Here is a 12,424-nt window from a genome sequence, read left to right on the forward strand (position 1 = left end):
TGTTGCGCCGCATGAGGACCTTCCAGATCGTCGTGGACGTCTCGGTCGGCGTCGTCTTCTTCGTGATCGCGTGGCCCATCGAGACGGTGCTCGCAACCGGCGGGGCAGGCCTCGGATACACCTTCGGCGCGATCGGCCCGGCCTGGTTCTCGCTGCTGGTCGCCGCCCTCTTCAGCGGTGCGCTGGCCCTGCGGCGCCTGTCGCCACCGCTCGCTCTCGGCATCGCCTGGGTGGGCGCGCTCGTGCAGATGAGCCTGGGGCGGCCGCCGAGCTTCTCCGACCTGGCGATCTTCGGGGTGCTCTACGCCACGGCCGCGTACGGCTCGCGGATCGTCTACTGGGCGGGCTTCGCATCGGCGCTGGTGGGCGCGCTCGTCATCACCGTGTACCTGTTCGCAGGCCCCGTCTTCGCCGGCGGCGGGCTGTCGTGGCAGACACTGCCGCTCGCGCTCGTCCTGCTCGTGGCGGCGGCGTTCGCTCTCGGGCTCTCGTGGACGATCGGCGCACTCGTGCGCACGGCGGTCCGCGCGCGGGAGAACCGCGACGCGCAGCAGCGCGCCGAGGCCGAGACGATCGCCGAGCAGGAACGCGTGCGCATCGCCCGCGACATGCACGACGTCGTCGCCCACTCCCTCGCGGTGGTCATCGCCCAGGCCGACGGGGCGCGCTACGCGGCGGCATCCGATCCGGCGATCGCCACCGACGCGCTCGCGACGATCTCGACCACCGCCCGCTCGGCCCTCGCCGACGTGCGGCTGCTGCTCGGGCAGCTGCGGCACCGGCAGGGCGACGGGCCGCAGCCCACCATCGCCGATCTCGAGGAGCTGTACGCGCAGGTGCGCACCGCCGGGGTGCAGCTGCGGGTCGACGTCGACCCGGCGCCCCCGGGGGAGCCGCCGGCTGCGGTGCAGCTCGCGGTGTACCGCATCCTGCAGGAGGCGCTCACCAACGCGCTCCGGCACGGCGCTCCCGCGGGCTCGGTCGACGTGCGGCTGTCCTGGCTCCCCGACCGCGTCGAGCTCGACGTCCGCAACCCCGTCACGCCGGGTTCGCAGCCCGGACGGTCCGGCCACGGCATCATCGGCATGCGCGAGCGCGCCCAACTCGCCGGCGGCCGGCTCGACGCGGCCGACGAAGGCGGCGCCTTCATCGTCCGTGCCACCATTCCCCTCGGAGGACCCGCATGATCCGCGTCGCGCTCGTCGACGACCAGTCGCTGTTCCGCGCCGGCATCCGCATGCTCGTCGACTCGCAGCCCGACCTCGAGGTCGTCGCCGAGGCATCCGACGGCCGTGAGGCGATCGGAGCGGTGCGTCAGTCACGCCCCGACGTCGTGCTCATGGACATCCGCATGCCCGTCATGGACGGCCTCGCGGCCACGGCCGAGCTGCTCACCGACCCCGAGCCCCCGCGCATCGTGATGCTGACGACGTTCGACCTCGACGAGGCCGCCGCCCGGGCGATCCGCCAGGGGGCGAGCGGGTTCCTCCTCAAGGACGCCGACCCCGAGTTCCTCCTCGCGGCGATCCGCACCGTGCACGCGGGGTCGGCCGTGATCGCAGCATCCGCCACCCGAGAGCTGTTCGAGAGGTTCACGGATGCTGCGCCGCGGCCGGTCCCGGCCGCCTACGCGGAGCTCACCGAGCGCGAGCGCGAGATCTTCGCGCTCGCCGCGCGCGGCCTCTCCAACGCCGAGATCGCTGCGCGCGAATATCTGTCGGAGGCGACGGTGAAGACGCACATCAGCCGCATCCTCACGAAGCTCGGCCTGCGCGACCGCGTGCAGCTCGTCGTCTTCGCCTTCGAGCACGGCCTCGTGTAGCGCTCAGCGACCCTCGAGGGCGCTGCGATGCTTGGCGTAGGCGCGTCGCCCGATCAGCCGCCACGCCAGGCGTCCGGGCGCGGGCATGTGCTTGTGGAGCCACTCGTCGCCGCCGTCGGGCTGCGCCGCGAGGATCTCGCCGAGCTGCTGCCACGTCTGGCCCTTCGGGATCGCCTTGCGCCCGTGCTCCGCGAACCACTCGATCTCGGGCTCGGTGATGGTGTACTCCATCACCGGCACGATGTTGGTCTCCTCGTCGGGGAGGTGCACGGCCATGGCCTCGTTCACGCCGGCGAGGGCGGAGAGCACGGGTTCCGCATCCGTCGCCTTCGCCGAAGCCCGCCACGCGGGCAGCGCTCGGTCGAGCGCCGTCAGATGCACGAGCAGTTCGGCGTGCTGGGCCTTCATGCGCTCGACGTGCGCAGCGCACGACGGTGCGCGCTCGTCGAGCGCGGGCCACAGGCGCTCGTCCTCGCCCTCATGGTGGGCGTGCAGACCCAGCGACAGCGTCTCGAGCTGGGTCGCCACGACCTCCGCGTGCCCGGTATCGCCCTCACTCACGCGGCGGACGAGGTCAGGACCCTCGCCGAAGCCCCGCCGGAACAGCCGGTGGATCTCGGCCATGCCGCTCGCGTCGCACGTCTTCGGGCCGCCGGGCAGGTCGCCGCTCGGCGGCAGGGGCGTGGCTGGCATCGTTGCTCCTCGCGTCGGTGGTCCGGCTCCCCGTGAGGCTAGTCCTGAGCACTGGCGCGCGGAAGGTCATCCTCGAGATGTAGACGGATGCCTCTCCCGGGCGACGCGGGCGACACCGGGTCGTTCCTACCGTCGAAGCATGGAACTCTCATCGACCGACCTGGGCCTTGCCGCCCGGGTGCAGCAGCTCACCAAGACCTACGGCGCCGGCGAGAGCACGGTGCACGCGCTCGACGGAGTGAGCGTCGGCATCCGCCGCGGCGAGTTCACCGCGATCATGGGCCCGTCGGGCTCGGGCAAGTCGACGCTCATGCACATCATGGCGGGGCTCGATGCGCCGTCGTCGGGGCGCGCGTGGATCGGCGACACCGACATCACCGGCCTCTCGGACCTCGAGCTCACGATCCTGCGGCGCCGCCGTGTGGGGTTCGTGTTCCAGGCGTTCAACCTCGTGCCCACCCTCGACGCGCTCGGCAACATCCTGCTGCCGTTCGACCTCGACGGCCGCCGCCCCACGACGCTCGAGCGGGCGCGCATCGACGGCCTCGTCGAGCGCCTGGGACTCGCGTCACGCCTGAACCACCGCCCCCATCAGCTCTCGGGCGGCCAGCAGCAGCGCGTCGCGATCGCCCGTGCGCTCGCGACCTCGCCCGACCTGGTGTTCGCCGACGAGCCCACCGGAAACCTCGACTCGCGCTCGGGCCGTGAGGTGCTCACGCTCCTCGCCGCCGCCACGCGCGAGCACGGCCAGTCCATCGCCATGGTCACGCACGACCCGGTCGCGGCCTCGCACGCGGACCGCGTGCTGTTCCTCGGCGACGGGCGCATCGTCGCCGACAAGCCGCGCCAGAGCGCCGAGGAGATCTCGGCCTACATGCTCGCGTCCGAACTCGGCGCGGGTGCCGCGGCGGTGGCATCGTGACCGCGGTCGCCGAGACGCAGCGCTCCCCGCGGCCCGCGGCATCCGTTCCGCGAAGCGCCACGTCGCCGCTCGCGTGGCTGCGGGAGCGCGGCATGGGGGCGAGCGTCCTGGTCGCCGCGATCTCGAGCGCGTTCGGCGCCATCCTGCTGAGCGCGACCGGGTTCATCGCCGCCGTGCTGAAGGCCGATCCGTTCATCGGCGACAGCGGCACGCTTGCCGCGGTGCTCGCGATCATGAGCTTCCTGCTCATCGGCGTCGCGGTGTACGTCGCGGCCATCGTCACCGCGAACACGTTCGCGACGGTCATCGCGGGGCGCACGCGTCGCATCGCGCTGCTGCGGCTGATCGGCGCCTCGGCGCGCTCCCAGCGATCCGAGGTCGCCCGCCAGGGGCTTGTCATCGGCGTCATCGGCGCCGTGCTCGGGCTCGTCGGCGGCACGCTCGCATCGTGGGCAGGTGTCGTGCTCGCGGGTGCCGCGTTCGGCATCGAGGATGTGGAGTACACCGTCGTCCAGCCGGTGCTCGTGGTCCCGGCGGCGGTTGTCGCGCTCACGACGTGGGCCGCGGCGTGGGCGGGGTCCCGGCGCGTGCTGACCGTCACGCCGCTGCAGGCCCTGGGCGGCTCGGTCGAGGCATCCCATGACGCGTTCACCCGCAAGGGAGCCCGCAACGGCGCCGCGATCACGCTGTTCGCGATCGGCGGGGCACTGCTGGCGGCAGGCATCGCGATCGGGCTCGTCTCTCCGCTCGGCGTGGTCGTCGCCTTCTTCGGCGGGATCTTCTCGTTCACCGGCCTGGCGCTCGGTGCGACGCTCGTCATGCCCCCGGTGCTGCGGCTCGTGGGCAAGCTCTTCGGGTCGTCGGCGACCGCGCGCCTGGCGTCGGAGAACGCGCTGCGCTACCCCGAGCGCTCCAGCCGCATGGCGATCGGCGTTGTGATGGGCGTGACGCTCGTGACGATGTTCGCCGTCGCGCTCGAGACCGTGAAGGCCGTGCTGACGACGTCGGCCGGCGGCGAGGCACCGCAGGAGATGACCACCCTGCTCGACACGTTCGCCGGGATCATGATGGGACTCGTCGCGGTATCCGCCGTCATCGCTGCGGTCGGGCTCGTGAACCTCCTGACGATCGGCGTGGTGCAGCGTCGCCGTGAGCTCGGGCTCCTGCGGGCGCTCGGCGTCTCGACGGGGCAGGTGCGACGCACGGTGCTGCTGGAGGCGGCGCACATCACGATCACCGCGACCGTCACGGGACTCATGCTCGGCATCGCCTACGGCTGGGCCGGGGCGCAGTCGCTGCTGGGGGCCGTGCCGATGCCGCCGTCCTTCTCGGCGCCGACCCTGGTCGCTCCCGCCGTGCCGTGGCTGCCGGTGGCGATCATCGTGGTGGCCACGGCGGTGCTCACCCTCGTTGCGGCGGTCGTGCCGACGCGGCTCGCCACGCGGGTCGCGCCGGTCGAGGCGCTCGCGGACTGAGGAGACTGCCGCTCACCTGTCACGAAGCGCCGGACCGGTCAGCACTTCGTGACAGGTGAGCAGCCAAGACGTCGGGTGGACGGACGGATGCTGCGCGTTCGACTCGCAAGCTCGCTCAACGACCGGGGGCTGCAGCATCCCGTTCACGCGTCTTTGACGAACGGGACGAGGCGGAAGGGGCCGTGGGCTGCGTCGGCCTCGAGCTCGATCCATTCCTCCCCGCCGACGAGGTCGTCGGTCGAGTACAGATCGGCGACCTCGCGGAGCGCGGTGACGAGCTGCGGCTGCGGCACGGCGCCGTCGCCCTCGCCGTGGACGTCCTGGCGGGTCGACATGACAGCGGCGAGCCGTGGCTGTTCGGGCCCCCGGTCCTTCCACAGCGCGTGCAGCGAGCGGGGTGTGGCGTTGCGGCTGCCGTGGTGACCGACCTTGTACAGGTCGATGCCGGCGAGCCGCTCGCGAAGCTGCGGCTCGTCCTTGAGCCGCTCGAGTGTGAGCCGCCAGTTCTCGATCTGCGCATCGCCCGGGAACAGCATCGACAGGCCCCCGACCTTCAGCAGCAGGATGATGCTGGTGTTGTTGAGGGCGTCGTCGAGGTCACGCACGAGGCGCGCCGCCGACTGCGACCGCTGGTTCGCGAGGCGGTCGATGAGCCAGCTCACCGGGCCGGGACCGTGTGCGATCGGGGCGGGGGCGCCGGCGTCGGCGGCCGAGCCGACGACGCGCAGTGAGGCGCCGAGCGCACGGAGCCAGTACTCCGGATCGTCCTCGCGCTGCTTCGCGACGCGCGGGTCCTGGTCCACGGTCGGCGGGCCGAGCACGGTCGACTGCATCCCCGGGACCAGGTCGTCGATGCCCGACTCCATCCCGGCGTGCAGGTAGCGGCCCCGCTCGCCGAGCGAGAGCTCGTCCAGCAGCGCCACCGCCTCGGCGTTCTTGAGCTGGTCCTCGGCGGCGGCCCTGACCTCGTCGTCGAGCCCCACGAGCTGGGTCAGCTTCGCGACGTGCTCCTGCGCCTGCGCCAGCAGCGCGGCGTACCGCACGGACGCGCTGCTGAGGCCGTTCGGCGGCTCGGCCGCACCGAGGCCCGGGTCGCCCGGGCCGTTCGCCGTCGCCGAGAGCACCGGATCCTCGGTCCACGACCGCAGCACGAGCTTGGGGGCGAGCTTCTTCATGATCGCGGCACCCGCGTCGACCTCGAACCCGCGCAGGTGGTCGCGGTGCCGATGTGTCACGACGAGCACGTCGAGCTCGCCCTCGGTGTGCTTCTGGATGAGTGCGGCGATGTCGCCCATGCGGCCGCGGGCCATGCCTTCGCGGGGCGAGTGGCTCGTGCCGTAGTCGATGAGGATGTGCCGCTCGGAGCGGCCGTCGGCGAGGGGCTCGTCGTACTCCACCGACACCAGGAAGCAATCCCCGAAGCCGACCTGGTACATGCGGACGCGAACGCGGATCGGAGTGCTCACCATGACTCCCCGGAGCTCTGTTCGGTGCGGTGCAGCTCGGCGAAGGTCTGCCCGCGGGCGGCCCCGTCCGAGAAGCCGAGGCGGCGCCGCGAGTCCATGCGGCCGGTGCGGGCGAGGTGGTCGAGCCGCAGCTGCTGGCGACGCCAGTCGTCCAGCCGCTTGTGGATGTGCAGCTTGAGCCGGCCGAACTGGTCGAAGATCAGCGTCCCGCCGCCGAACAGCTGCACGGGCGTGAGCGGATCGATCACCGGGGAGAGCTGGAGCCCCGACTCGTCGGTGAACTCGCGTGCGGTCATGTCGGCCATCTGCACGTAGGTGGCCACCGACTCCGGCACGATGAGCCCGTCGGGACCGATCCGCTGCGTCGGCAGCACCGACTCGATCACCGTGTAGTAGTCGGTCGACACGTCGAGGCGGCGGGCGTTCTGCCAGAGGAAGCGCGACACCTCGTCGCGGTCGCTGCGGAGCCCGGCGAAGTTGATCCCGAGGTAGCGCGGGGGCAGCTCCGATTCGAGCACGTCGGTCACGCGACCCGACGGGAGCTTGATGCCGGCCTTGGCGAACCCGTCGACCAGGAGCTTGCGGTAGCCGAGGTCGTCGTCGGGTACGACCTCGTTGTCGGCCAGCAGCACCGCGTTGAGGAGGTCGCCGAAATCGAACTCGACCGGCGGCAGGTAGTCGAGGCCCCGGATCAGCATCGTGAGCAGCTGGGACGCCGCCTTCGCGCCCTCCTCGGCGGCCCGGGCGCGGTCGACGGTGACACCCTTGCCGGTCGCCGCCTCGCCGTTGGGTCGCGAGAACAGCGCCTGCAGCCGCATGTACCAGATGTCGATGAGCAGATCGAAGGCGATCGCCACCAGCACCTCGCCGCGGCGATGCGGCTCGAGGAAGTCGGTCCGCTTCGCCCAGTCGGCGGGCGGCGGGTTCAGCGCCGACTCCCGCAGCGCGCCGCGGCCCTGGGTCAGCACGCTGCCGATCTGCTCGGCGACGCGGGCGAGCATGTTCCTGCGCAGAGCTTCGGGCTCCACGTGGCTTCGCGGGATGCGTCCGCTCTTGTCGGGCTTGCCGAGCGCCTGCTCGATGACGGGGCGCATCGAGAACACAGAGAGCAGCGCCACGATGTCGGCGAAGCCCTCGTGGAACGCAGCCTGGTCGGGCAGGCTCGGCTCGAGGAACCGGCCCCGCAGTCCGTCGAGCACCGCGTGCGTGGTCTCATGCACCACCACGTCGTGGCTCAAGCACGTGTAGATCGTGTCCCCGGTCGGGTCGGCGGGCGGCACGTAGCCGAACAGCAGCGCGCGATCCTCGAACGAGTAGTAGGCGTTCGCCTCGGCGAACGCGTGCGGCACGAGGAACAGCTGGTGGCTGCGGAATCCCCAGGGGAGCCGCCGGCCCAGCGCCGTCTCGAACGTCGCGAGCGTGCGTGCGGCGGTGGCGTACACGTGCTGCGCATGGAAGGCCCAGTCGGTGCGCAGCACGTCGTCGGTCGCCTCCGCGAAGAGGTCGTCCTTGCCGAGCGCCTCGTGCTTGACGTAGCGGCCGGTCGCGGTGTCGTAGTCGACCACGTGCAGGCGGGCTCCGCGGGGTCCGTCCTCCATCCGCGACCACGGCACCTTCACGTTGGCGGTGAGGATGCTCGCATCGTCCCCGCTCACCGACGGATCCTGCGCGATGAGCCGCAGCGTCACGTGCGTGCGCGGTTCGTCGGCCGGTTGCGCGAATTCGACACCGTCCGCCATGTCACACCCCCAGGGTCTACGGCTCCAACAATGCAGCGAGTTCCCCCGCTCTGGAAGAGGGTCGCCGCGCAGTCCTGATACCCGGGGGTCTGGAGCGCAAGGGGGTGCGTGAGCGGGCGCACGGGTGCAGGCTGGCCGCATGCAGATCGATATCGTTGAGCACGAACCGCCCTATCGCGTCGGCGTGATCGTCGGCAGCCTCTCGCGCGAATCCGTCAACCGGCGCCTGGCACTCGCCGTGCAGCGGCTCGCGCCGCCCGAACTCGAGTTCTTCGAGATCTCCTACGCCGACCTTCCGCTGTACACCCGCGACCTCGACGCCGACTATCCGCAGGCGGCGCTCGACTTCAAGGAGGCGGTGCGCTCATCCGACGCGCTGCTCTTCGTGACGCCCGAGTACAACCGCTCGATCCCCGGCGCCCTCAAGAACGCGATCGACTGGGGCAGCCGGCCGTGGGGTCAGAACGCGTGGAGCGACAAGCCGGTCGCCGTCATCGGCGCCTCGCCCGGGCAGATCGGCACCGCCGTCGGCCAGCAGTCGCTGCGCAGCACCCTGAGCTTCCTCAACGCCCGCCAGATGACCACCCCCGAGGCGTACATCCACTTCACCCCGGGCCTCATCGAGGCCGACGGCGAGGTGACGGTCGCCTCGACGGAGGAGTTCCTCCGCACCTTCATGGTGAAGTTCCTCGAGTACACCGCCCGCGTGCTGACGGTGATCCCGCAGGCGTGATGACGACGGATGCCGCGGCCCGCGGCTGGGCCCGCGCACCCAGAGGCTCCGCGCGTCAGCGGCGCGTGGGGAGAGCGTGGGGACCGGACCGGTTCACTCGTCTTCTACGAGTTCGGGGTCGTGAGCCCACGAGGGCGCGAGAGCGCGCACTCGTGTCGCGCGCCACTGCCACGTTCCCCACAGCACCGGCCACAGGAGGGGTGCCGTGGGGCCGCCGATGACGAGCCGGTCGCGCCACAGCGTCTTGCCGGGCTGACCGGGCGCCGGCGACACCGCCATCTGGTGGTCCCACACGTCGAGGCTGGCGAGGGGGCCGGTGAGCGGGATGCCGCTGTCGCGGAAGATCCGGACACGGCCGCCGGACTCGTCGACCGAGCGCTCGCTGACGTGGATGAGCTGGCGCCCCATCGGCACCGCACCGAACGCCGACAGCTGCACCGGCACGTCATCGCCGGGGCTCCAGGCCGTCGGCAGCCCGCTCGGCACGAGCGGGGCGAGGTCCATCAGCGGACCGTAGAGCTCGGCGACGGCGCGAGGCGAATGCACCGCCCGCCACGCGGCATCGGCGTCGCAGTCGATCACGAACTTCAGCAGGATCCGCATGCGCCCAGTGTCGCATCCGCCCCGCGGCGGGGCTCGGGCTTGCGCGCGCGTCCACATCGTGCGATCTCGCCGAGATCACACGTTGTGCGCGTGCACGACGTGTCGTCTCGGTGAGAGCACACGATCCGTGCGCGGGCGCGGGAGACGGATGCTGCCGCCTACGCTGGACGGATGCCTGACAGCCCGTTCGACCAGCACCGCTACCAGGTCCGCCACGACTGGGGGATCGAGGGGCTCCGGCGCCTCGCCCACGCGGACGTCGTCGTGGTCGTGGACGTCCTTCGGTTCTCGACGACGGTGACCGATGCCATCTCCCGGGGAGAGATCGTCCGGCTCGACGCCGATGCTCACGCGGTCTCGATCAACGGCGCGGCGGTGGCCGAAGCGGCCGCGCAGTCCGGCGCCGTGGTGCTGCTCGGATGCCTCCGCAACGCCGCCGCGGTCGCCCGTGCCGTCCTCGACATCCAGCACGAGCGTGCGGCGCGCACGAGCGTCGCGGTGATCGCGTCGGGCGAGCTCGCCGGGCGCGAGCCCGGCGCGCGGCTGCGGTTCGCGGTCGAGGATCAGCTCGGCGCGGGCGCGATCGTCGACGCGCTCGGCGACCTCGGCGTCGACCACACCTCGCCCGAGGCGGCGGCGGCGTGCGAGGCGTTCCGCGGTCTGCGCGGCGCCGTCCGGCACCTGCTCACGGCCGGAGGCTCGGGACAGGAGCTGCTCGACCGCGGCGCCCGCGACGAGGTGCTGAACGCGGCCGCTGTGGATGCGGCGTCCGTCGTCCCGGTGCTGCGCGGCGGGACGTTCGTCGCGTACTGACGCCGCTCAGTCGCGCGGGGTCAGCGCGGCCAGGCGGGTCGCCCGCGTGATCTCGCGGCGCGTCCACGTGAAGGCGTGGCGCTCGTCGAAATGCGGTGCGCACTTCGCGCACGAGGTCGGTCGGGTCGCCTTGCGGTGGCGGTAGGCGACATGCCCCGCGGGGCACACGCCGATCCACGGCGCGAGCTCGGTCGCCGTCTCGCCGTTGTGCGTGGTGCCGCCGACGTAGCCGAGGTCGCGCGCGACGGCCTTCCATCGCGGGCCGTGCCCGGCGCGCGGCCCCGCGAGGGCATGGGCCACTTCGTGCAGCAGCGTCTGGTGGTTGGTGTCGTCGTCGTACCGCGCCGCGAGGTAGCGCGACACGCTGATCCGCTTGTGCGTGTAGTCGCACAGGCCGGCTCGACGCTTCGCGTTGTCGAACGCGAAGCTCCACGAGTCGTCGAGGTGGAGGGCGATCAGGGCCTCGGCCCAGTGCCGCACGCGATGCAGTTCCGACATGTGCGCGAGACTAGAACGTATCTCCGACACTCCGGCCGACGGTACCCACCTCAGCTGGCGACGGATGCTGCGGCCCGGCGCCGATCGGCGGCGTCGATGGCGAGGAGCGTCGACTCGAGCTGATCCTCGGTGGCGCCGGACTCCTGGCGCAGGAACAGTGCGCGCTTGAAGTCCTTGCGGGCGGACTCGAAGTCGCCGGCGTCGTAGTTGACCTTGCCGCGGTGCTGGTATGCGAAGGCGCCGATGCCGGCCCAGCCCTGCCCGTCGGCCTCCTCGGCGCACGTGGTGAGCTCCTGCTCGGCGGCACCGTACGCACCGCGGGCCTGCAGCACGGTGGCGTGGAGGATGCGCGCCCGCAACAGGTCCTTGCGCGTGCCGGCCATGCGCGCGACGCGCACCGACTGCTCGGAGATCACGAGGGCCTCGTCGGCCCGATCCAGGACCTTCAGCAGCCACACCCGCTCGAGCAGCGCGGGAAGGCTGCGCTGGTCGCCGATCTCTTCGAGCCGCTCCCTGCACTGGCTCGGGTTCACCTTCTCGCGGAGAGTGTCGGGATCGTACCCGCTGATGTAGCTCACGTCTGACTCCCTTCGCCGCGCCGGTGGCCTATCCAGTGTGCCTTGCCGCTCCCCGGGACGCGGTCGTGCCACGCCGGGTCGCGGCATCCGTGAACCGTCAGCGGGTGAAGACGGATGCCGAGGGCTTGGGTGACGGCGTCGCGTCGGCGTCGGTGGCCACCCGCGCGCCGCGCGCGAACTCGTCGAGCTCGCGTCCTTCGGCGACCTTCGCGGGGTGAGGTCCCGCGGCCATGAGGCGCGGGAGCCACTCGGTCGGAAGGGGCGCGCGCGAGGCGGCGATCACGAGGTTGCCGAAGCGACGGCCCTTGAGGGTCTGCACCTCGGCGAGCACGATGACGTGCTCGAGCACGGCCTGCACTGTCGCGACCTCGCGGCGGGCGAAGGCCAGCCCCGCGCCGTCGGCGACGTTCACGAGCAGCACTCCCTCGGGGGCGAGGAACCGTGCGGCCTCGGTGAAGAACTCCACGGTCGTGAGGTGCGCCGGCGTCTGCGCGCCGGAGTACACGTCCGAGACCACGAGGTCGGCGGCGCCCACGAGTCCTGCCGGGAGGCGCCCGAGCGTCTCGCGCGCGTCGCCGATGCGCACCCGGATCGAGGCGCCGCGCGGGAGCGGCAGGTTCTCGCGCACCAGGTCCCACAGCGCCGGTTCGAGCTCGACGACCTGCTGCCGCGAGCCCGGCCGTGTCTGCTCGATGTAACGCGGGATCGTGAGCGCGCCGGCGCCCAGGTGGATGGCGGTGAGCGGTTGCCCGGGCATCCGCAGCCTGTCGATCACGGCGCCCATGCGGGCGACGTACTCGAAGTGCAGGTGCGTCGGATCGTCGAGGTCCACGTGGGACTGCGGCGTGCCGTCGACGTCGAGCTCCCAGCCGCCGCCGAACGGCGAGCGCACCACGCGGGCGAGGGTGCCGTCCGAGAGCCGGACGGAGGGGACGGAGGATTCCTCCCGCGCGCGTGCCATGCGGTCCACGTTAGCCGTCCGGTTCTCTGGTTCCGAGTCGTGCCGCAACTCCTCCCGATCTGTGCTGGGGCGTCTGAGACTGCTTCATGGGGCCAGACTCCTGCGTAGTGGGGGGAGTTAC

Annotated in this window: 13 protein-coding genes; 6 read left to right on the forward strand and 7 right to left on the reverse strand. The window is 71.9% G+C overall.

Annotated features, from left to right (window positions below; all coding sequences use genetic code 11):
• Nucleotides 1-11: 11 nt before the first annotated feature.
• Both RS82_RS16505 and RS82_RS16510 read left to right on the forward strand, forming a co-directional pair.
• Nucleotides 12-1,187, forward strand: coding sequence for a sensor histidine kinase (locus tag RS82_RS16505; protein ID WP_245619637.1), 1,176 nt, complete (start codon nt 12-14; stop codon nt 1,185-1,187).
• Nucleotides 1,184-1,822: a response regulator gene (locus RS82_RS16510; RefSeq protein WP_045301417.1), complete on the forward strand. Its 639-nt coding sequence runs from the start codon at nt 1,184-1,186 to the stop codon at nt 1,820-1,822. Before RS82_RS16505 ends, RS82_RS16510 begins: the two co-directional genes overlap by 4 nt.
• A 3-nt stretch (nt 1,823-1,825) precedes the next feature.
• Here the strand turns inward: RS82_RS16510 and RS82_RS16515 are convergent, their stop codons facing one another.
• Nucleotides 1,826-2,515, reverse strand: a complete 690-nt coding sequence (locus RS82_RS16515; RefSeq protein ID WP_045301419.1) for a hemerythrin domain-containing protein — start codon at nt 2,513-2,515, stop codon at nt 1,826-1,828.
• Between the two features lie 139 nt (nt 2,516-2,654).
• Between RS82_RS16515 and RS82_RS16520 the strand changes: the two genes are divergently transcribed.
• Together RS82_RS16520 and RS82_RS16525 are read left to right on the forward strand one after the other, a co-directional pair.
• A complete protein-coding gene (locus RS82_RS16520) occupies nt 2,655-3,437 on the forward strand; it encodes an ABC transporter ATP-binding protein (protein ID WP_045301421.1) in 783 nt (260 codons plus the stop codon).
• Entirely contained in the window at nt 3,434-4,912 is a 1,479-nt protein-coding gene (locus RS82_RS16525; RefSeq protein WP_045301423.1) for an ABC transporter permease, read from the forward strand. Before RS82_RS16520 ends, RS82_RS16525 begins: the two co-directional genes overlap by 4 nt.
• A 143-nt stretch (nt 4,913-5,055) precedes the next feature.
• Here RS82_RS16525 and RS82_RS16530 read toward each other — a convergent pair whose 3' ends face one another.
• Both RS82_RS16530 and RS82_RS16535 read right to left on the reverse strand, forming a co-directional pair.
• Entirely contained in the window at nt 5,056-6,378 is a 1,323-nt protein-coding gene (locus RS82_RS16530; protein WP_157005647.1) for a ComEC/Rec2 family competence protein, read from the reverse strand.
• A complete protein-coding gene (locus tag RS82_RS16535; RefSeq protein WP_052676889.1) occupies nt 6,375-8,117 on the reverse strand; it encodes a gluzincin family metallopeptidase in 1,743 nt (580 codons plus the stop codon). Before RS82_RS16535 ends, RS82_RS16530 begins: the two co-directional genes overlap by 4 nt.
• Nucleotides 8,118-8,256: 139 nt before the next feature.
• On the opposite strand from RS82_RS16535, the gene RS82_RS16540 reads away from it, so the two are divergent.
• Entirely contained in the window at nt 8,257-8,850 is a 594-nt protein-coding gene (locus tag RS82_RS16540) for an NADPH-dependent FMN reductase (RefSeq protein WP_045301427.1), read from the forward strand.
• A gap of 93 nt (nt 8,851-8,943) precedes the next feature.
• Here RS82_RS16540 and RS82_RS16545 read toward each other — a convergent pair whose 3' ends face one another.
• Nucleotides 8,944-9,453: a hypothetical protein gene (locus RS82_RS16545; RefSeq protein WP_045301429.1), complete on the reverse strand. Its 510-nt coding sequence runs from the start codon at nt 9,451-9,453 to the stop codon at nt 8,944-8,946.
• A 171-nt stretch (nt 9,454-9,624) separates the two neighbouring features.
• On the opposite strand from RS82_RS16545, the gene RS82_RS16550 reads away from it, so the two are divergent.
• Complete coding sequence (locus tag RS82_RS16550; RefSeq protein ID WP_045301431.1) at nt 9,625-10,266, forward strand: 2-phosphosulfolactate phosphatase; 642 nt, start codon at nt 9,625-9,627, stop codon at nt 10,264-10,266.
• A 6-nt stretch (nt 10,267-10,272) separates the two neighbouring features.
• Here RS82_RS16550 and RS82_RS16555 read toward each other — a convergent pair whose 3' ends face one another.
• From RS82_RS16555 to RS82_RS16565, 3 genes are all read right to left on the reverse strand, one after another.
• Entirely contained in the window at nt 10,273-10,764 is a 492-nt protein-coding gene (locus RS82_RS16555; RefSeq protein WP_045301432.1) for a SprT-like domain-containing protein, read from the reverse strand.
• A 50-nt stretch (nt 10,765-10,814) separates the two neighbouring features.
• Complete coding sequence (locus RS82_RS16560; protein ID WP_045301434.1) at nt 10,815-11,342, reverse strand: hypothetical protein; 528 nt, start codon at nt 11,340-11,342, stop codon at nt 10,815-10,817.
• 97 nt (nt 11,343-11,439) lie between these two features.
• On the reverse strand, nt 11,440-12,303 hold the full coding sequence (locus RS82_RS16565; RefSeq protein ID WP_045301436.1) for a spermidine synthase: 864 nt from the start codon (nt 12,301-12,303) through the stop codon (nt 11,440-11,442).
• Between the last annotated feature and the right edge of the window lie 121 nt (nt 12,304-12,424).

This window comes from Microbacterium trichothecenolyticum (assembly GCF_000956465.1).
GTDB classification, from domain to species: Bacteria; Actinomycetota; Actinomycetes; order Actinomycetales; family Microbacteriaceae; genus Microbacterium; species Microbacterium trichothecenolyticum.

Excerpts from the sequence above, each read along its gene's own strand:
- RS82_RS16540 (WP_045301427.1), top strand. The coding sequence starts at position 8,257 with ATGCAGATCGATATCGTTGAGCACGAACCGCCCTATCGCGTCGGCGTG.
- RS82_RS16545 (WP_045301429.1), bottom strand. The coding sequence starts at position 9,453 with ATGCGGATCCTGCTGAAGTTCGTGATCGACTGCGACGCCGATGCCGCG.
- RS82_RS16555 (WP_045301432.1), bottom strand. The coding sequence starts at position 10,764 with ATGTCGGAACTGCATCGCGTGCGGCACTGGGCCGAGGCCCTGATCGCC.
- RS82_RS16520 (WP_045301421.1), top strand. The coding sequence starts at position 2,655 with ATGGAACTCTCATCGACCGACCTGGGCCTTGCCGCCCGGGTGCAGCAG.
- RS82_RS16505 (WP_245619637.1), top strand. The coding sequence starts at position 12 with ATGAGGACCTTCCAGATCGTCGTGGACGTCTCGGTCGGCGTCGTCTTC.
- RS82_RS16565 (WP_045301436.1), bottom strand. The coding sequence starts at position 12,303 with ATGGCACGCGCGCGGGAGGAATCCTCCGTCCCCTCCGTCCGGCTCTCG.
- RS82_RS16510 (WP_045301417.1), top strand. The coding sequence starts at position 1,184 with ATGATCCGCGTCGCGCTCGTCGACGACCAGTCGCTGTTCCGCGCCGGC.
- RS82_RS16515 (WP_045301419.1), bottom strand. The coding sequence starts at position 2,515 with ATGCCAGCCACGCCCCTGCCGCCGAGCGGCGACCTGCCCGGCGGCCCG.
- RS82_RS16535 (WP_052676889.1), bottom strand. The coding sequence starts at position 8,117 with ATGGCGGACGGTGTCGAATTCGCGCAACCGGCCGACGAACCGCGCACG.
- RS82_RS16550 (WP_045301431.1), top strand. The coding sequence starts at position 9,625 with ATGCCTGACAGCCCGTTCGACCAGCACCGCTACCAGGTCCGCCACGAC.